This window comes from Enterococcus sp. AZ128 (assembly GCF_051714485.1).
Classification (GTDB): domain Bacteria; phylum Bacillota; class Bacilli; order Lactobacillales; family Enterococcaceae; genus Enterococcus_A.
In genome coordinates, this window is sequence record NZ_JBIORZ010000001.1 from 1,517,969 (window position 1) to 1,536,362 (window position 18,394).

The 18,394-nt window shown below is 38.3% G+C and carries 18 protein-coding genes; 3 read left to right on the forward strand and 15 right to left on the reverse strand.

Going from position 1 to position 18,394, the window contains the following annotated elements; genetic code table 11:
* Positions 1 to 58: 58 nt before the first annotated feature.
* The gene (locus IGI38_RS07425) at positions 59 to 694 is read right to left on the reverse strand and encodes a lysozyme family protein (RefSeq protein WP_438728401.1); all 636 of its coding nucleotides are present in this window, start codon (positions 692 to 694) and stop codon (positions 59 to 61) included.
* Between the two features lie 183 nt (positions 695 to 877).
* On the opposite strand from IGI38_RS07425, the gene IGI38_RS07430 reads away from it, so the two are divergent.
* The 3 genes from IGI38_RS07430 (at position 878) to IGI38_RS07440 (ending at position 5,288) form a co-directional block, all read left to right on the forward strand.
* A complete protein-coding gene (locus IGI38_RS07430) occupies positions 878 to 1,600 on the forward strand; it encodes an alpha/beta fold hydrolase (RefSeq protein ID WP_438728403.1) in 723 nt (240 codons plus the stop codon).
* 4 nt (positions 1,601 to 1,604) lie between these two features.
* Positions 1,605 to 4,184: a bifunctional lysylphosphatidylglycerol flippase/synthetase MprF gene (mprF, locus tag IGI38_RS07435; RefSeq protein WP_438728405.1), complete on the forward strand. Its 2,580-nt coding sequence runs from the start codon at positions 1,605 to 1,607 to the stop codon at positions 4,182 to 4,184.
* A 369-nt stretch (positions 4,185 to 4,553) separates the two neighbouring features.
* The gene (locus IGI38_RS07440) at positions 4,554 to 5,288 is read left to right on the forward strand and encodes a hypothetical protein (protein ID WP_438728407.1); all 735 of its coding nucleotides are present in this window, start codon (positions 4,554 to 4,556) and stop codon (positions 5,286 to 5,288) included.
* 64 nt (positions 5,289 to 5,352) lie between these two features.
* Here IGI38_RS07440 and IGI38_RS07445 read toward each other — a convergent pair whose 3' ends face one another.
* The 14 genes from IGI38_RS07445 to IGI38_RS07510 form a co-directional block, all read right to left on the reverse strand.
* The gene (locus tag IGI38_RS07445) at positions 5,353 to 6,330 is read right to left on the reverse strand and encodes a plasmid pRiA4b ORF-3 family protein (RefSeq protein WP_438728409.1); all 978 of its coding nucleotides are present in this window, start codon (positions 6,328 to 6,330) and stop codon (positions 5,353 to 5,355) included.
* 91 nt (positions 6,331 to 6,421) lie between these two features.
* A complete protein-coding gene (dnaJ, locus tag IGI38_RS07450) occupies positions 6,422 to 7,582 on the reverse strand; it encodes a molecular chaperone DnaJ (RefSeq protein ID WP_438728411.1) in 1,161 nt (386 codons plus the stop codon).
* 150 nt (positions 7,583 to 7,732) lie between these two features.
* Complete coding sequence (gene dnaK, locus IGI38_RS07455) at positions 7,733 to 9,562, reverse strand: molecular chaperone DnaK (protein ID WP_438728413.1); 1,830 nt, start codon at positions 9,560 to 9,562, stop codon at positions 7,733 to 7,735.
* Between the two features lie 50 nt (positions 9,563 to 9,612).
* Positions 9,613 to 10,173 (reverse strand): nucleotide exchange factor GrpE, encoded by a 561-nt coding sequence (grpE, locus tag IGI38_RS07460; protein WP_438730358.1) that lies wholly within the window; start codon positions 10,171 to 10,173, stop codon positions 9,613 to 9,615.
* Between the two features lie 30 nt (positions 10,174 to 10,203).
* Entirely contained in the window at positions 10,204 to 11,244 is a 1,041-nt protein-coding gene (hrcA, locus tag IGI38_RS07465; RefSeq protein ID WP_438728415.1) for a heat-inducible transcriptional repressor HrcA, read from the reverse strand.
* Between the two features lie 122 nt (positions 11,245 to 11,366).
* Entirely contained in the window at positions 11,367 to 12,515 is a 1,149-nt protein-coding gene (gene hemW, locus IGI38_RS07470; protein ID WP_438728417.1) for a radical SAM family heme chaperone HemW, read from the reverse strand.
* A 172-nt stretch (positions 12,516 to 12,687) separates the two neighbouring features.
* On the reverse strand, positions 12,688 to 13,170 hold the full coding sequence (locus IGI38_RS07475; protein WP_438728419.1) for an LPXTG cell wall anchor domain-containing protein: 483 nt from the start codon (positions 13,168 to 13,170) through the stop codon (positions 12,688 to 12,690).
* Positions 13,146 to 13,559 carry a hypothetical protein gene (locus IGI38_RS07480; protein ID WP_438728422.1) on the reverse strand — a complete coding sequence of 138 codons (414 nt, stop codon included), beginning with the start codon at positions 13,557 to 13,559 and terminating at the stop codon, positions 13,146 to 13,148. Before IGI38_RS07480 ends, IGI38_RS07475 begins: the two co-directional genes overlap by 25 nt.
* A 163-nt stretch (positions 13,560 to 13,722) precedes the next feature.
* Entirely contained in the window at positions 13,723 to 14,616 is an 894-nt protein-coding gene (locus IGI38_RS07485; RefSeq protein ID WP_438728424.1) for an LCP family protein, read from the reverse strand.
* 297 nt (positions 14,617 to 14,913) lie between these two features.
* Positions 14,914 to 15,486 (reverse strand): histidine phosphatase family protein, encoded by a 573-nt coding sequence (locus tag IGI38_RS07490; protein ID WP_438728426.1) that lies wholly within the window; start codon positions 15,484 to 15,486, stop codon positions 14,914 to 14,916.
* Complete coding sequence (gene cobS, locus IGI38_RS07495) at positions 15,483 to 16,244, reverse strand: adenosylcobinamide-GDP ribazoletransferase (RefSeq protein WP_438728428.1); 762 nt, start codon at positions 16,242 to 16,244, stop codon at positions 15,483 to 15,485. The genes IGI38_RS07490 and cobS overlap by 4 nt, the downstream gene beginning before the upstream one ends.
* A complete protein-coding gene (cobU, locus tag IGI38_RS07500) occupies positions 16,241 to 16,828 on the reverse strand; it encodes a bifunctional adenosylcobinamide kinase/adenosylcobinamide-phosphate guanylyltransferase (protein ID WP_438728432.1) in 588 nt (195 codons plus the stop codon). Before cobU ends, cobS begins: the two co-directional genes overlap by 4 nt.
* A 6-nt stretch (positions 16,829 to 16,834) precedes the next feature.
* On the reverse strand, positions 16,835 to 17,572 hold the full coding sequence (locus IGI38_RS07505; RefSeq protein WP_438728434.1) for a hypothetical protein: 738 nt from the start codon (positions 17,570 to 17,572) through the stop codon (positions 16,835 to 16,837).
* A gap of 108 nt (positions 17,573 to 17,680) precedes the next feature.
* Entirely contained in the window at positions 17,681 to 18,385 is a 705-nt protein-coding gene (locus IGI38_RS07510) for a uroporphyrinogen-III synthase (protein WP_438728436.1), read from the reverse strand.
* Positions 18,386 to 18,394 lie beyond the last annotated feature (9 nt).

Sequence of the window (18,394 nt, forward strand, 5' to 3'; positions counted from 1 at the left end):
TTATACGTCTATCATTTTAGCATACTTCTTTATTATTACAAGCTTTCTGCTCATTATTTCAACTATTTTGAAACCTTTGGAACAATGAGATGAAGCGTTTATTCATTTCAACAATTTCAGCATAAAACATGTTCCCACCATTTTGATACAAATAGCCGCCATTGTATAACACTGACTGCATTTGCATGTATCGATAAGTAGATTGCTGATCATTTCCGTACCCTGGTGATAAAACATCACGTGAGTATTCTTCTGCAAGCTCTACACTATTCTTCCCGCCTCGATCACGTACAAATTGAATATATTTTGTCCCAAAATTATAGGCCTGAATCGCGGTCCCTAGATCACAACCAGCAGCCTTAGCCTGGTTGTAGCTCTCCGCAAAGTGCTTAATTCCATTTTCAATACTCTCTTGTTGACTGTTAATTTTCCCGCGGCTGCCATAGGCACTTTCAGAACTTTGCATCAAATCTGTACCTTTTCCTTTTGATTCAGTGTACATAATTCCTAAAATAACATCAGTAAAATCTCCGACACCCGCTTGGTCAGCCAAAGTCTGTACGTCGCTTCGATAACTATTTACTATTTTTGTATTTTTGTATGTTCGAATTGCAAAAATCCCACCCACTATAAGCGTCAATAGGATTGCAAGTGTGATAATCATTTTTAGAAATTTCCCAATTATTTTCAACATAAAATCTGCCCATCTATCTTCTTTTTTCTTTATCCATACTACAAGAACCCTCTGAACTATTGAAAGCATAATTTAACAGCTTTATATTTAATTAATCATTCTAAAGATTTCATTTCGTTATAAAATTAAATTAATGTGCAATACTCAAAAAAATCGGTATACTTGTGTTTGGTAGGTGATGTTGTGAAAAATGAAAAAAAAATTGCTCGAATGAGTGATGGGTCTGAAATTTATTACGAAAAATATGGAGAAGGTCCGGCACTCTTCTTGCTTCATGGCAATGGCGGGAGCGGGAGATACTTTTCAAAACAATTAAACAGTTTCAGTAAGCATTTCAACGTTTATGTTATTGATAGTCGCGGGCATGGTCGTTCGACCAATATGCAAAAAGAGACGAGCTTTCAATTAATGGCGGAGGACCTTGCTGAAATTATGAGGCAAGAAGAAATTGATCACGCCGACCTTTTAGGCTTTAGCGATGGGGCCAATCTAGGGATGGTATTCGCACGATTTTACCCTGACAAAGTGGATCATCTAATCTTGAACGCTGGAAATACAGTGCCTAGCGGTGTAAGAACTATTCCGCATCTCTTAAGCTACATACAGTACGCCATCGTCTGGATCGGCGCATTTATAGATACTGGAATGCGAAATTTCTTACCAATCTTACGTTTACTCTTTAGAGATATCGGCTTATCAACTGATGATCTAAATCATATTCAAGCGCCGACTTTAGTTATCGTAGGAAAACACGATTCTATCAAAACTCAGCACTCGATGTATATCGCCCGTTCGATTCCAAACGCAAGTTTTGCAATCGTCACAGGACAAGGACATATGTTTGCGCGAAGAAATCCAAAACGCTTCAATCAAGAAATATTACAATTTCTAATTGGGGAGGAATGATTTGGTGGAAAAATTACTTGAATGGTTAAAAACTCACTTAAATAAATTCAGAATGGTGTTTTTAATTTCAGTCATTATCATTGTTATATTTGAATTGTCTAATATTGCAAAAACAATTTCTTTTGAACAACTTTCTATGATTTTCAATGAAATCAGTATTTGGAATATTTTACTGATGGCTTTGATTGGCTTGGTTTCTGTAACACCAATGATCGGGTATGACTTTACTTTAAATAGCATTTTAGAACAGAAACCAAAAAAGTTATACATTTTTGAAACTAGCTGGTTAGTAAACACCTTGAATAACATCGCTGGTTTTGGTGGTTTTGTTAGCGCAGGGTTGCGTTCTGAATTCTATGGAAAACACTCTTCTGGAAAAAAGGTTGTCCAAGCTTTATCGAAAATTCTGGTCTTCACTATGTCTGGTTTATCTATTTATGCTTTGATTTCCTTTTTTCTAGTGATGTTTGATGACCATAATCAGTACTTACGTCAATACTGGATTTGGTTAATTGGTGGTGGTTTATATTTCCCAGTCGTATTTTGTGTAAGTCTTTTCGGCAAAGGCGAATATCTCGGTGATCTAAAAGGATCGCATCGTTTAGAACTAATCGGAACCTCTTTTCTTGAATGGACTGGTGTGTTGATCAGCTTTATTTCTACAGGTTTTTTAATGGGGATAAACATCAACATCCGTGACGTCGTACCACTGTTTATTGCTGCAACAGTAATTGGGATTGCTTCGATGATCCCTGGTGAACTTGGTAGTTTTGACTTGATGATGATCTTTGGCTTATCTGCACTAGGTACACCTAGAGAAACTGTAGTTGCTTGGCTTTTATTGTTCCGACTTTTTTATTACCTTGTCCCATTTGCTATTGGATTGATTTTATTTTTTAAAAATATTGGCACAACGGTCAATACGCGTTACAAAGGAATCCCAGTCAGCTTGCTAAAAGAATTAGCCCATAAACTAGAGGCATTTCTGCTTTACTTTACCGGTATTATGTTGGTTTTATCTGCAACTATCCCGGAGGCCTTCATACGTTTACCGTTTTTACAACGATTAAATCCGATTCACTCTCGGGTAATTGTTGTCTTTCCGGCGATCTTATTAGGCTTCCTATTGATCGTTTCGGGTCGAGGGATTTCTGCGCGGGTTAAACGAGCCTATGTTCCTACGATCTTAATTGTAACGTTAACTTTTCTGTATTCACTGGTAGCTGGTTTTCGAATTTCAACTGGATTTGTCCTAGCTCTGCTATTACTTTTTGTTATTTTTTCTAAAAATGAATTGTTCAGAGAGCAACTCGTTTATTCTGCAGAATGGATTACGATTGACGGAATCATTATGGGCGGACTAACAATTTTGTATATTATTATCGGGGTGTACAACAGTCCTAAAATCCATCACCGTCATCATTTGCCTGAGTTTTTCTTGTTTCCTAGCGAACGCGTTTGGTTTGTTGGTTTTATTGCGATTTTACTTGTATCCTTCATTATTCTATTATTGATTCGTTTCTTAAAAAACAAACGAATCCAAGTTGGAGATTCGTTAGACGAAAACCGAATACGGCATATTTTAGAGACTTACGGCGGTAACCCTGATAGTCAATTAGTTTTTCTCAATGATAAGAAAGTTTTTTACTATAATGATGGTGAAAAAGATACAGTCTTCTTTCAACTCTCTACTTTCAACAACAAGATTTTGATAATGGGGGACCCTTCAGGAAAAAGAAGTGATTTTGAGGCTGCTACAGAAGCTTTGATTAATGAAGTAGATCGGTATAACTATTTACCAGTATTTTACGAAAATAGCGAAGAAATGGTTATGATTCTTCATGAGTTCGGTTACGATTTTATCAAGTTTGGAGAACGTGCTCATGTCCATCTTCCTGACTTTACATTGAGCGGAAAAAAGATGAAAGGACAACGATCGAGCTTCAACAAAGTTCTAAAGGAAGGGTACCATTTTGACGTCATCAAACCACCCTTCTCTTCAGACACAATAGCAAACTTGAGAGTTATTTCTGACGAATGGCTAAATGGACGCAAAGAAAAAGGTTTCTCTCTTGGTTTTTTCTCGGAAGATTATCTACAGCGTGCACCAATTGCTGTTATAAAGAACAGTGAACAAGAAATTGTCGCCTTCGCAAACTTTATGCCGACCTATACTAATAATATCGGGACAATCGATTTAATGCGGCACAGTCCTGAGAAAGCCCCAAGCGGAACAATGGATTTTCTTTTCATCAATCTATTCCAATATATGCGTGATGAGATGGGAATAGAATATTTTGATCTAGGTATGGCACCTTTAGCGAATGTCGGGACTTCACGCAAAAGTTTTACTCAAGAACGAATCGCATATTTAGTCTATAATTTTGGTTCACGCTTCTATTCTTTTGGCGGGTTAAAGGAATATAAGGATAAATACGCGAACGAATGGCTTCCAGAGTATGTTTTATATTCACGTGATAGTTGGATCGGTTATGTCATGATCGCCTTATTAATTACCGATAACGCACCTGTTCAGGATGAGAAAAAGTATCGTGGTCTCCATCGTTTCATCTTTAGGGATTAGCAACTTCGATTCTGAAGTTGCTTTTTTTGTATTGACAAGTCCAAAAATTCCGGCTAGAATGAACCACAATATAAATCAAAATCAGTTTGGAGCGTTTATTATGAATCATTTGATCTCTGCACAACTGAATAATTTTTACTTTAGCTATTTTAGATAAGTTTGTATTCGCGTTTCATGGATACAGACACTTAAGTTTGTATCTATGATGGCTAAAGCTTTTAAAGCTGACTTGTTGCCACGTAGATGAAAATCTATTGTGGCTTTTTATTTTCATTTTATGAAGCTCATTGTAGATTTTCAAAATCTATAATGAGCTTTTTTTCTGTAGTGATGCTAAATGAATATCAATAAAACATTGGAGGAATCGATATGAAATCTGTACCGAAAAATTTAATTAAAGTAGATGGTATTTCCGCAATCGGCAGTTATACAGCTTCTCTCTGGACAAATAAAAAAATTGTTCTGATTAGTGATAATGAAGCTTTTGGAACTTATGGCGCGCAAACACTCCAATACCTGTCAATTTTCGGTTTCGAAGTGCAGACTTTGATTTTAAGCGACATTATTTATTCAACCAATACAGCAAATCTGGTTTACGAATTCTTAAATAATCAAAATATGACTCAAACAGATGGAATTATTGGTTTGGGAAATGAGGCTCTTTGTCAGTTGAGTGGGTATGTAGCAGCAACTTACCGTGATGGTCTTTCACTAATTCAAATACCGACAACTTTAATTGGGCAGCTAACAATTTCCAAACAAAAGCAAGCCTGTTTATTAAATCCACAGGCAAAACAACTACAGTCGGTGACAATAGAACCAGACGGGATTATTATCGATACGAAATTGAGCGATAACGTTTCTCAAGAAGAATTAAAATCTGCACAAACATTAATGCTTAACTTAGGACTTTCACAAGACCACGATTGCCGCTGCGAACTAAGAAAAAAAAATCAGATTATTGGACACCAATTGAACTATAAAAAATTACTCGACGGACTGCCTTCTAACATCTTATTCACAAAAAAAGTAAGCCTTGGATTATCTTTAAAAAATCTACATAGTCGATCGCTTTCACACTTTGACGTTCATCCTAAGTATTAAAAAAATAAGAGCCTAGGAAAATTTATCCTAGACTCTTACCAAAGTGTCTCTTACTAACCGCATATTATTCTTGTTCCAATCGCTCGTTTATCGAAGCTAAATCAAACGATACCCATAAACCTTCTCCCCGTGAATCTTCGGCGGGAGTGTCATTTTTTGCTTTCACGCACCTTGCATGATTCAGTCGTTCAGAATCATCTAAAACAACTTTTTCAACAATAATTTGATGATCCCAATCGCAACCAAAATCATAGATATATTCGATTTTTGTCCCCTCTTGAAAATCTTCATCAATCAAACGATGCTCTTCTGCAAATTGCGACATCTCTAATTCATTAGGACCAATCATCTTCGTACGGTCAACGAAGAAACCATGAAGATGGCTGTTCTCCCAACTAAAAGCTGCTTGCAGAATCCGATGAAGGCGTTCATAGGAAGTTCCTGAAGGAATTTGAAGTCTACGCCAAATAGGCGGCCGGAAACCTTTTAAATCTACACGAATAACATAACTGGAGACCTCAGCCTTATGTTGTTTAGGAAAATTCAAGATGTTATCAGGAATATTTTTTTTCGGCGGTTCTTCAAGATCGTAATGTTCAACATTATACGGATCTTCTACCTCAAAATTCCCTTCGCGCCACTCATCCATGATTGATAACTTAGTTTTTGACCAATAGTTCGGATTACTCATACGAGTTAAAAAGGTTGTCTTATTAAGATAAATGAAATATTGCATATCTTTACATTGTTCTTCAGTAATTATCTTCTCATGATACAAAGCACTGTAAAGATCCAACAAAATTTGATAGGCGTAAAAACTTTCGTCAATAAACAGCGGCATATGTTTAGGCATATGATGAATCAGAGCATCCTTAACAGTCGCTTCATCCATTAATCTGTCACTAAGTTTACCTTTATCAACAAAACTTAAAAAGAATTCTACCGTGCGAATAAGGCCATCTGGTTCAGCCAGCCCTCCAGCAATAAAATAATGCATCATGTCTCTGGTCATCCGATCAAATAATTTATCCAATTTATCCATGAGAACCTCCTTCAACACTTATTCTCTTCTTACATAATAGTAAAAGAAAAAAGAGGTCCAATCAATAGAGAATTGATTGGACCTCCAATTTTTATTTCTTACCGCCAAAGGCATCCTTCACCTTACCAAAGAAACCTTCTTCTTTTTGTTCACTAACAGTTTGTCCGCCAGCCTCTGCAAATGCTCGCAAAGCATCTCGTTGCTTATCGTTCAAGTTTTTAGGTGTAATAACCTTAACTGTTACTTGTTGATCACCATTCGTATTACCACGAAGTCTTGGTGCTCCCTTGCCACGAAGTCGGAACTTAGCACCCGTTTGTGTTCCAGCGGGGATTTTCAGTTTAACATCTCCATGAACAGTCGGCACATTAATTTCATCCCCTAAAGCTGCTTGCACAAAACTCAAAGATAATGTGTAATAAATTTCCCCACCATCACGGTCAAAGATGTCGCTTTGTTTCACTTTAAAGACAACATATAAATCACCATAAGGTCCGCCATTTATTCCGGCTTCCCCTTGATCTGCTAAACGCATTTGTTGTCCATCTTCAACACCAGCAGGAACTTTTACCTTGACTGTATGAGGCCGTTTTTCATGCCCTGAACCATGACAGGTCGGACAAGGTTCTTTAATTTCTTTCCCAGTCCCATGACAAACATCACATGTTTGTCGACTCATCACACGTCCCAGCGGTGTCTGATGTTCCACATTGATCGAACCTGAACCATGACATTTATGACAAACTTCTGGTTCTGTACCTGGCTTCGCACCGTTCCCGTTACAAGTATGACAGGTTTCCTCACGGTTGTACTTGATATCTTTTTCCACACCAAAAATGGCTTCCTCAAACTCCAAATTGATCGAGTATTGTAAATCAGCGCCTTGCCTTGGTGCTTTAGGATCCGCCTGGCGTGAACCTCCGCCGCCAAAAAAAGATTCAAAAATATCTTCAAACCCAAATCCGCCTGCTCCGCCAAAGCCACCAGCACCTCCGAAACCACCTGCTCCGCCTGCTCCAAAATTTGGATCAGTTCCTGCGTGCCCATATTGGTCGTAAGCCGCACGTTTCTGTGGATCACTCAAAATTTCATAAGCTTCAGAAATTTCCTTAAACTTTTCCTCAGCGTCAGCTTCTTTATTAATATCAGGGTGATACTGCTTGGAAAGCTTGCGGTATGCCTTTTTTATTTCATCATCCGAAGCGCCTTTTTGCACCCCAAGGACTTCGTAATAATCCCGTTTTGTAGCCATTGGCTTCCCTCCATAATTTCATAGAATCGTTAGTATTGTATCACACTCAAAATCGATACGATACTTTTCTTGGATTTTTTTCTAAAGGAATCACCAACCTTGAAAGAAAAAAGGCCAAAGCGATGACTTTGGCCTTTATCAACGAATCAATTATTTGTCGTCATCGTTAACTTCTTCAAAATCAGCATCTACGACATCATCCGCGCCGCCTTGAGCTGCGTTTGGATCAGCCTCTGCTTGTTGTTGAGCTGCTTGTTCGTAAAGTTTAACCGTTAAGTTTTGTACGATTTCGTTCAACGCATCGCGTTTCACTTTCATATCTTCAATATCATTCGCTTCAACTGCCGCTTTCAATTCGTCGCGCGCATCTTCCGCTTTCTTCACTTCATCAGCGTCAACTTTACCTTCTAATTCTTTCAATGTTTTATCAACAGAGAATAGCAAAGCATCAACGTCATTACGTAGATCCACTTCTTCTTTACGAGCTTTATCTGCATCAGCATTTGCTTCGGCATCTTTCACCATACGTTCGATTTCGTCGTCTGATAAACCAGATGAAGATTTGATCGTGATTTTTTGTTCTTTTTGTGTTCCTAAATCTTTCGCAGATACATTTACAATACCGTTTTTGTCGATATCAAATGATACTTCGATTTGAGGGATTCCCCGTGGTGCAGCAGGAATATCAGTTAATTGGAAACGACCTAACGTTTTGTTGTCAGCAGCCATTGGACGTTCACCTTGCAAGACATGGATGTCTACAGCAGGTTGGTTGTCAGCAGCTGTTGAGAATACTTGTGATTTGCTTGTTGGGATCGTCGTATTGCGGTCGATCAATTTAGTGAACACGCCGCCCATTGTTTCGATACCTAATGATAATGGAGTTACGTCTAGTAAAACAACGTCCTTCACATCACCAGTGATAACGCCACCTTGAATTGCAGCACCCATAGCTACAACTTCGTCTGGGTTTACTGATTTGTTTGGTTCTTTTCCGGTTTCTTTACGTACCGCCTCAACAACTGCAGGAATACGAGTTGAACCCCCAACCAAGATAACTTCATCAACCTCTGATTGAGATAAACCAGCATCTTTTAACGCTTGGCGTACTGGTGCTTTAGTGCGTTCTACTAAGTCGGCAGTGATTTCATCGAATTTAGCACGAGAAAGTGTCGTTTCTAAGTGCAATGGCCCCGCATCACCAGCTGTAATAAATGGCAAGCTGATTTGCGTTGAGCTGACACCAGATAAATCTTTTTTCGCTTTTTCAGCGGCATCTTTTAGACGTTGCATAGCCATTTTATCTTTAGATAAATCAATGCCGTTTTCTTTCTTGAAGTCAGCAACTAAGTAGTCAATGATCTTGTTATCAAAGTCATCCCCACCAAGACTATTGTCACCAGCAGTAGATAATACGTCAAACACGCCATCTCCTAATTCAAGGATTGAAACGTCGAAAGTACCACCACCAAGGTCAAATACTAAGATTTTTTCGTCTTTATCTGTTTTATCTAAACCATATGCCAAAGCTGCTGCAGTTGGTTCATTGACAATACGCTCAACTTCTAAACCAGCAATTTTACCAGCATCTTTTGTTGCTTGACGTTGTGAGTCATTGAAGTAAGCAGGAACTGTGATAACTGCTTTCTCAACCTTTTCACCTAAATAGTCTTCTGCAAATCCCTTAATATATTGTAATACCATCGCAGAAATTTCTTGTGGTGTATAAGATTTGCCATCTGCTTCTACTTTATAGCCAGCTTCACCCATATGACGTTTAATAGATGAAATCGTATGCGGATTTGTCACAGCTTGACGTTTTGCTACTTCACCGACTTGGATCTCACCATTTTTGAATGAAACAACTGAAGGCGTTGTACGATTTCCTTCTGGGTTAGTGATGATTTTAGCTTCTCCGCCTTCTAAGACAGCGACTGCTGAGTTTGTTGTACCTAAGTCAATACCAATAATTTTACTCATAGTTGAAAATCTCCTTTTCGTTATATGTTTAGTTTAGTAGTTTATATATTTTATTGAGCTACGATCACCATTGCTGGACGCAAAACACGATCATGTAGCTGATACCCTTTTTGTAAGACATTAACAATTGTCTCAGGTTTTACATCATTCTCGGCTGGTACTGTTTGAACTGCTTGATGAAGATTTGGATCAAAGGTTTTACCTTCAGCTTCAATTTCAGTAATCCCTTCTTCTTTTAAAGCAACAGTTAAACTTTCAAGCACCATTTCCACACCCTTTTTCAGGCCGACACCTTGATCATCTGAAACCTCAGTTGCCAGAGCTCTTTCTAGATTATCGATCGCCGGCAATAGTTTCTTGCCAAGATCTTGCGAACGATAGCGAACGAGTTGTTCTCGTTCATTCTTATTGCGATTAGACATATTTGCGATCTCAGCGCGAGCTCGCAAAAATTTATCTTCCATCTCGCTGAATTTGTTCGTTAATTCTTCAACTTCAGAGACTTCTGGGATATCAATGTCTTCCGCTTCTTTTTCAGTCGAATCATTTTCAGTTGCTTCAGCATCTTCTAACTCTTCTTCAACTTTTTGTTTCTTTTCTTTTGCCACTATACATTCTTCCTTTCTTTTTAGGAATCGTTTCTAATGATATAAATCCAAAGAACGATAATAATCGTCCAATGCACTTGTCAACTCGTATCGGAAAACTTCCAATAATCCAAAAATCTTTGAATAAGGCATTGATGTCGGTCCCAATAACGCAATTGTTCCCCGGCCATGACCTTGAATTTCATAATTTGCCTGAATCATACTCAAGTGATCAAACAAATCATTTCCCATTTCGGTTCCGATTCGAACATGAATGTTGTTATCCGACGGCAACAACAATTGTGTTAGTTCATCGGAATTTTGCATCAATGAATACATCGATTTGACATGATTAAAGTCTTGATCAGGATTAAAATTCAAAATATTCATTCGTCCACTTACAAAGACTTTATCTTCAAAAGCATCATTTAAAATAACATCAAACAAGTTGCTGATACCTTCGGTTGTTTGAAAATAACGATGTAAGATCATTGGGATTTCAGTTCTCAATTTTTGGTAGACACTCATCAACGGTTGCCCAACTAAACGGTCATTGATGATTCGAACCATTTTTTCCAAGTCTTGACTGTCTACATTTTCAGGTATGCGAAAAACTTGGCTCTCGACATTTCCCTTATCTGTAACAATAATCGCCAAGATTTGCCGGTCATTTAGTGGTACGATTCGAAAACCGGTCAATGTCCGATCTTTCATTTCAGGACCTAGTGAAAACGCCGTATAGCTAGTAACTTGTGAAAGTATTTTTGCCGATTGTTGAATGATATCATCTATTTCATGGATATCCTTCTTTAACGACCTGCGGATCTGATCTACTTCTTGATTACTCACCTTTGATGGCGTCAACAGATAATCCACATAATATCGATAGCCTAAAGCCGACGGAATTCTTCCAGATGAAGAATGAGTTTTCTCTAATAGCCCCGACTCTTCTAAAGCTTTCATATCATTGCGGATAGTCGCAGAACTTGCTTTTACGCCTTCTTCCATTAAACTTTTTGAACCAACCGGTTGCCCCGTATTGGTAAAGTCTTGGATGATCAAGCTGAGAATCAGTTTTTGCCTCTCTGTTAACATTCTTCTCATCCTTTAGTTAGCACTCTTTCTTTTTAAGTGCTAACTCGATTATTAATATACCAACAACTTCTATATAAGTCAAGGGAAAATTATAAAAAATTAGCACTCTCGGTTAGAGAGTGCTAATTGCCATTGCTTAATAAAAATTCTTCAAAAACATCATTCCCTCGAAACAAACCCTCCTCAGTCAAATAAACCCTTGAATTTGTTTCTGTTATCAACTTTTGCAATTTCAATTTTTCTATCACATCACCATACACATCCGTCAAACTTAGACCAAAACGACTTTCGAAAATGGCTTTATCAACACCTAAAATTTTTCTTAAGCCTAGAAACATCTCCTCTTCGATCTGTGCTTGTTGAGTTAAAACCTCTTCCTCCAATACAGGAAGCTGATCATTTTTCAGTGACTTTAAGTAATGTTGGATTGGTCCACGATTTTTATAGCGTCGGTTTCCAAGATACCCGCTAGCTCCTGCTCCAAGACCAAAGTAATTTTGATTATTCCAGTAAACTAGATTGTGCTGGCTTTCAAAACCAGGTTTTGCAAAATTACTGATTTCGTATTGCTTTCGTCCCGCTTGTTCCATTGCTTCAATTGTTTCTGCGTACATCTGGGCTTCCAGATCTTGTTCTGGAAGATGCATTTTTCCTCTTCTAACCCAATTCATAAACATCGTTTGATTTTCTAAAATCAATGAATACAACGCGTAATGGGGCAAATCTAATGCTAAAGCTCGCGTCACAGTATCCCGAAAGCTTTCCAAGCTCTGACCAGGCAGCGCATAAATCAAATCAATTGTCACGTTGCGAAAATCTTTTTCTTCTAATAATCGAATCGTGTCATATACATCCTGTGCGGTATGCTTGCGTCCAATCTTTTTTAGCAATCGGTCATCAAATGTTTGAACACCCATTGAAAGGCGATTGACCCCGAAGTTTTTCATTACTTCTAATTTATCCGCAGTTAAATCGCCAGGATTCGCCTCAACTGTAAATTCCCCATCACTATAAGGAAGAATTTCTCGCAACCCGCTTAATAAACGATCTAACTGAGTAGCATTCAACGACGTAGGTGTACCACCTCCGACATAGAGTGTTTCCATTTTCTCGACTGGGTTTTGTCTTAAAGCTAAGCGTGCCTCTTTCAACAACGCTTCGATATATTCATCAACAGGCTGTCCTTCAAGAAAGACTTTGTTGAAGTCGCAGTAGTAACAAATATGTTCACAAAACGGGATGTGAATGTAGGCTGAAGTAGATTTTGTCATCTCGTTCCTCTTTCTAAGTAGTAGTAACAGACGTATTCTATCATACATCTCTTTGTTAGAAACAAACACTTGCTTTTATCCAGCATTCCTAATGTAATAATTAAACAAAAAAAAGACTAGATGATCCTGCGTAATTTATTTCAGGTCATCAAGTCTTGATTTTTTATTTTATTTACAGATTTTTTCGCGTGTAGAAAAAAATGATACTTCCAATAATTCCAAAGCCGATTAATGAAAGAAAATTATTGGCCTGATCATTTGTTTTAGGGTATTCCGTTGCCTGTGGTATTGTCTTTTTTTGTTGAGAGTCAGCAGCATTTTCTGTTGGTACAGACATTTTGACGGGCGTTTGTTCAACCTTTGTTCCGTTCGCCGAAAGGTCGTCACCGGCTGAATCAAGAACTGCCTTAATTCGATTGATGCTGCCTTCGATATCGCCCGTGCGATTTTCAACAGCTGAAACAGCTGCTTGTGTGTTTTCTGTTCCTTCAGCTAGTTGACCACTTAATGCCTGTGCATTGCTTTTAGCCTTTGAAACACTTTGATCAATTGTTGTACGATCGGCATGCAATTGTTCCTGCAATTTTTCAACCTCTGCGATCCTTCGATTAAAATCAGCTCGTGCTTGATCTAATTTTTTTGGGTCAGTAACCATTGATTTTCAACTTTGTCGTAATCCTCTTGAATACGACCATTTACCTCATTAAAATGATTTTGAAAATTGTTGTGGGACTGATCTAGTTGCCCTTTAATCGTTGTGAAATCATTATGAATAGCCTCATGGTGTTTCTGAGAACGCTTTTGGACCTTAGCAACATCTTGGACGATCTGTTTTTGATGCACTTCAAATTGTTGCTGCGCCAATTTCAAAACAGTCTCTATTTCTGCCTGTCTGTTTGCTGAATCGTCAGAAGCAGCTGGACTATTGATCGTTTCCGACAACGCGGATTTTGGACTATCTGCACTTGCAAAGGCTTCTGTGTTAAACCCAAACAAGCTTGTAGCGAATCCACTACATAATACAAATAAAGCTAGTTTCTCCATTATTTATTTCATCCCCTCGACAAGGATTATAGCTAATACCATGCAAATCTGTTAATAAACAAATTGACCGATTTGTCTAAAAATTTGATGCCCGTTCCTTTTCGACAAAATACAAAAAGCCAGCGAGTATCCGTTGGCTTAAAAAATTTCAGGTTTTATTCGACTATTCTGTTAAAAACGTTTGAATTGCTTTTGCATTTGCTGCGGTATCTAACGCTAAAACACTGCCACTTGGCGTATCATTGTTGAATTCCCACGTTTTATCGATCGGTACAGCAAGTGATTCAATTTTTTCCGTATCACCTAAAGCAAAATCTTTTCCTACTCTCAAAATTGTACTTTCAGATAGATTTGTATCGACATATCCCAATAGCTTTCCAGTTGTTTTTGGCAATTTACTTAATGAAGTAACGGTGGTGACTTGTTGTGAGATGGCCGAGAGCACTTGTTGCTGTCGGCGGATTCGCCCAAAATCTCCTTCCTCGTCTTCACGGAATCGAGAATACTGTAACAAGGTATTTCCGTCCATTTTCTGTTTGCCCGCTTTAATAAATACTTGATCCAAATCTAGATTCTTCTCCGCATCAATGGTCACACCCTTGGGAAACAGGCTATCAGTAGCTTCTTTAAAATGATCGAAATTTATCGTGACATAATATTCAATTGGAAGATTAAAGTTCTCTTTAAGCGTTTTACGCACCAGTTCAATTCCGCCGTACGAATACGCCGCATTGATCTTGTCCTTCCCATGACCAGGAATGTCAACATAGCTATCGCGCATAATTGAGATTAACTTTGGTTGTTTTCTTTTTTGATCGTAATGAGCAATCATCAGAGAGTCTGATCGACCACGATCTTCTCCCCGAGAATCAGTCCCAATAATCAAAATGTTCAAATCATTCTGATCGGGAGCTTCTTCTCCGTTGAAAGGAATCGTTTGCTTCGACTGAACATTTTTTGTCGATTCATAGCCTTGTAAAAATGAAAAAATTAGGTAACATTCAAAAACTAACAGTATCCCTAAAATAATTAAGATCACGCGCTTAAAAGCATTCATTCGAAATCCTCACTTTAAAATAGAAAGGCAAGCACTTAAATTATCGAGCCTGCCGATTGATCAAAAAACCTAAAGTCCTCTAAACTACCCATCCAGTTTATACCAAAACTATTCATCTCCATCATTTGCATAAACTTTTTACGATTTTTTTATAAACTCTTTTTATTCCTAATATTAATGATTAGAATATTAAAAAAAACAAAAAAACCGTTAAATGCTACACGGTTAATCGTTACGTCTTTATTTGAGACATTTTGCAGTTAACAAAATTCATTAGTCGATATATAAGAATAACAGCTACTTATTCCACTCAATTACCTTCGTAATCAAGTCCCCAACCTCCACCAGCGTATAGTTCCCTTGCTCTAGGGCGATTTCCCAGAATTCGTATTCTGGAAACCAGTTTTTCAAAATGACTCTCAGCACACCAAGATGTCCTACAATTACAAAGTCTTGCTTTTTTTGAAGCATCTTTTCCAAGCATCCTAAAACACGTTGCTGGAAATCTGAAAAATTTTCCGCATTTGTCGGTGTCATCTCAAAAGGAGACGATAACCACTTTTGCCATTCCTCTGGAAATTTTTCATTAATTTGATTCGCATCCAACCCTTCCCACAAACCAAAATCTTTTTCATCGAACTCTTTCAAGGTAATTTTCTTTTGGCTTGGAAAGATCAATTCTGCTGTTTCGATTGTTCGTTTCAAACTGCTTGTATAGATTGGTACCTCAAGACTCATTCCCGCCAATTTTTCATTCAGCAAATACGCCTGTTGAATCCCAGCTTCGTTCAACGGTACATCTGTCTTTCCATAAAATAAATGTTTTCGATTGTATTCTGTTTCTCCATGTCGAATCAAAACGATCTTCATAAAAAACCTCGCATTAGAATTAGAGTCAATAGAAACACCATTTGAGAGATTGGAGAGCAAGCACCTAAGGTATCACCATTAAACCCACCAACCTTAGTCATGACCAATTTACGATAAAGCCAAGCAACCAAAATATTGGCGATATAACATGCAATTCCTACCCTGCCTAAAAAGAGCAGAAATACTAAAAAAGAAAACAACTGACAAAATAAGACATTTTGCTTCTTTACATTTAAAAAGGTAGTGCCCAACCCCTGAGCATTACTTCCAGCATACTGCATTTGATAAAACAACAAACTGATCCCATTCTTCCCTACAAGATTCAACAATAAAATAACCGTTGCTTGAAGTCGGATACTGAGTTCAGGAAGCAATACTAAAAAACTAAAAACCAAAAGTAGATAATAAAAGACGATTGCTAACACGCCATTACTACCTACTCGGCTATCCTTCATAATTTCCAGCATGCGATCTTTATCGCGGGAAGAAAACAGACCATCAGCCATATCAGATAATGCATCTAGATGAAAGCCACCCGTTAACATTACATCAAAGAACAATACAAAAATCCAAGCGATGCTAGGACTGAATAGATACTGTAACGGCCAATAGACGATAGCTTCTAAAAATCCAATCATTAATCCAAATAATGAAAAAAAACGGACCCCTGAACGCATTTTTTCTTCAGGCTCATCGACTGCAATAGGAATCGGTATTCGAGTAAAAAATTGAAAATACAAAATTAAACTATCAATCATTTTATCTTCATAGGGATACCGGCAATCACTAAAAACACCGCATCCGCTTCCTTTCCTAGAGATTGGTTTACATGACCTAAGACATCCCTGAACCAACGGGAAAAAGCATTTTCGGGAACGATTCCTAGTCCCACCTCATTTGTCACGACAACCAGATCCGCCTGGCTTTTCCTTGCAGCCATAAGAATTTTTTGCCATTCATCAAGAATTTCAGCTTCAATCTCCGCTTGCTCTTTTTGAGTCAGCTTCATGATTTCTTCATCGATTATCGTGAAGTCTTCCCCAAATCGTTCTTTCATTAAATCAAAAAAATAATTAGTCGACAGCATAGTCGCACAATCCAATAAGTGTGCTGACACTTGAGCTTGTTCGATCACATCAGCGACAACCAAGTACGTTTCAGTGGTTTGCCAATTTTTAGGGCGTCGTTTTTGGTGAAGGGCTACTCGGCTGGCCATTTCAGAATCTTGGGCCGAGCAATTCGTTGCGATATAATCGATTTCTGCCTCTGTATCCAATAAGCTTTCTGCAAAGGCTGATTTGCCACTGCGTGCTCCGCCAGTGACTAATGTAATTTCTCCCAAAGCTTGTCACCTCTTTTTAAATTCACCGATTTTTTTCAACTCCGTATAACGAGCCAAAATATCCGCTTCTTGTTCTGATTTAACTGCCAATAGAATCACCGTTGCCGGACCCGCTGAGCAGTCTAAATTTTCCACTTCTGAAAAATGAACCTGGAACTCAGAGTCCTTCGTCATTAATTCTGCTTCATAGCGAATGCCCTTTGAACCAACGGGCAACATATCGATAACTCCCGACTCTGCTCTTAAGGCTTTTACAAAAGGATAAGAAAATATTTTTTGTCGATTTTTCACAACCTGTTCGCCAACATAGGGTTGACCTAATTGTATGAGGCTACAGGCTTCCTGCATTTGGAAATTCTCTTTTCCAGCCGTTGTTTCGGCGACAACTGTGATTCCAACACTAGTAGTTTGAGTAGGCATATTTTCCTCTGTGCTGCCGTTAAGTGGGATAGCGGAAAGCCCTGCTTTAGCTAATTCATCTTTTATCCCTCTTAACATTCGCTCTCCAGTAGGCGCATACTCATTACCAATCAAATCAATCACCGCAATAGGTTCTGCTTCATAGCACAATAATTCCATTAGGGGAACACGTAAACAAAAAGCGGCCGTTATCGCTGGATCAATTTCAACGGCATCGTGTTCCTTCTTACCGATACCCGCACTAGAATCACAGGCGATAACCAACCATTTTTCCTTCGAAACGGGCAAAATGGAAAGGTCTCGGTATTCCTTTGTCAAACTCACAGCCCTATCACTCCTTATTCTTTTAAAGTAAAACTAATTTTTTCGAAATTTTCTGCTAATCACCTAAGTTATCTTTTCCGAAAATTAAACCCAAAAATGACCTTAGCGTCACAGAGAACCAACATCCTCTTGGTCAATTTTTATCAATAAACGTTCATATAAATGCGGCATATCATAAATATCCGGTTGGATAGCCACATGCTGTTCTTTTTCTATCACTCTAGCTGTAACTGGCCCGATTGCGGCGATCGTTAACTGTGACCAAAAATTTTCGGGCAGCTGCTTAAATTTTCTAAGCGCTCTACTAAAAGAATTCCAAGCTGATGGACTTGCAAACAACACATAGTCAATCGTTTCATTCATTATCAATTCTCGCAACCGTTCTTGATCCTCTGGGAAAAATTCATTTTTGTAAATGACCTGCTCTAAAACAACATGTCCATGTCGAGTCAAGCCATTGTATATCACACGCCGAGCTTGAAACGAGTGCGGCCAAAAAACACGCTGCTTCGTCCCTACCAAGCCAAGCCATTCCTCTACTAATCCCTCAGAAAAGCCCTCTTTAGGTTGAAAGTCGACAGAATATCCCAACTCTTGCAAAGTTTTGGTCGTTTGATTACCAATAGCCAATATTTTGGCTTGCTGATTCAATTGCGAAAAATCAAAATATTTCACGGCATTGACACTAGTGAAAAAGATCCAGTCATATTCGCATTCCAAGCTTTGATATGGTTGAAAAACTGTGCGATTCATTGGGATAACAACAACCTCCACGCCTTTGGCTGCAAAGGCTTGCTGAATATCATCTGGCATGTGTGCTTC

Coding starts and splice junctions, on each gene's coding strand:
- IGI38_RS07440 (WP_438728407.1), top strand. CDS start 4,554: ATGAAATCTGTACCGAAAAATTTAATTAAAGTAGATGGTATTTCCGCA.
- hemW (WP_438728417.1), bottom strand. CDS start 12,515: ATGACAAAATCTACTTCAGCCTACATTCACATCCCGTTTTGTGAACAT.
- IGI38_RS07485 (WP_438728424.1), bottom strand. CDS start 14,616: ATGAATGCTTTTAAGCGCGTGATCTTAATTATTTTAGGGATACTGTTA.
- IGI38_RS07490 (WP_438728426.1), bottom strand. CDS start 15,486: ATGAAGATCGTTTTGATTCGACATGGAGAAACAGAATACAATCGAAAA.
- dnaK (WP_438728413.1), bottom strand. CDS start 9,562: ATGAGTAAAATTATTGGTATTGACTTAGGTACAACAAACTCAGCAGTC.
- hrcA (WP_438728415.1), bottom strand. CDS start 11,244: ATGTTAACAGAGAGGCAAAAACTGATTCTCAGCTTGATCATCCAAGAC.
- IGI38_RS07510 (WP_438728436.1), bottom strand. CDS start 18,385: ATGCCAGATGATATTCAGCAAGCCTTTGCAGCCAAAGGCGTGGAGGTT.
- IGI38_RS07480 (WP_438728422.1), bottom strand. CDS start 13,559: ATGGAGAAACTAGCTTTATTTGTATTATGTAGTGGATTCGCTACAAGC.
- IGI38_RS07425 (WP_438728401.1), bottom strand. CDS start 694: ATGTTGAAAATAATTGGGAAATTTCTAAAAATGATTATCACACTTGCA.
- cobS (WP_438728428.1), bottom strand. CDS start 16,244: ATGATTGATAGTTTAATTTTGTATTTTCAATTTTTTACTCGAATACCG.
- IGI38_RS07475 (WP_438728419.1), bottom strand. CDS start 13,170: ATGGTTACTGACCCAAAAAAATTAGATCAAGCACGAGCTGATTTTAAT.
- IGI38_RS07445 (WP_438728409.1), bottom strand. CDS start 6,330: ATGGATAAATTGGATAAATTATTTGATCGGATGACCAGAGACATGATG.
- dnaJ (WP_438728411.1), bottom strand. CDS start 7,582: ATGGCTACAAAACGGGATTATTACGAAGTCCTTGGGGTGCAAAAAGGC.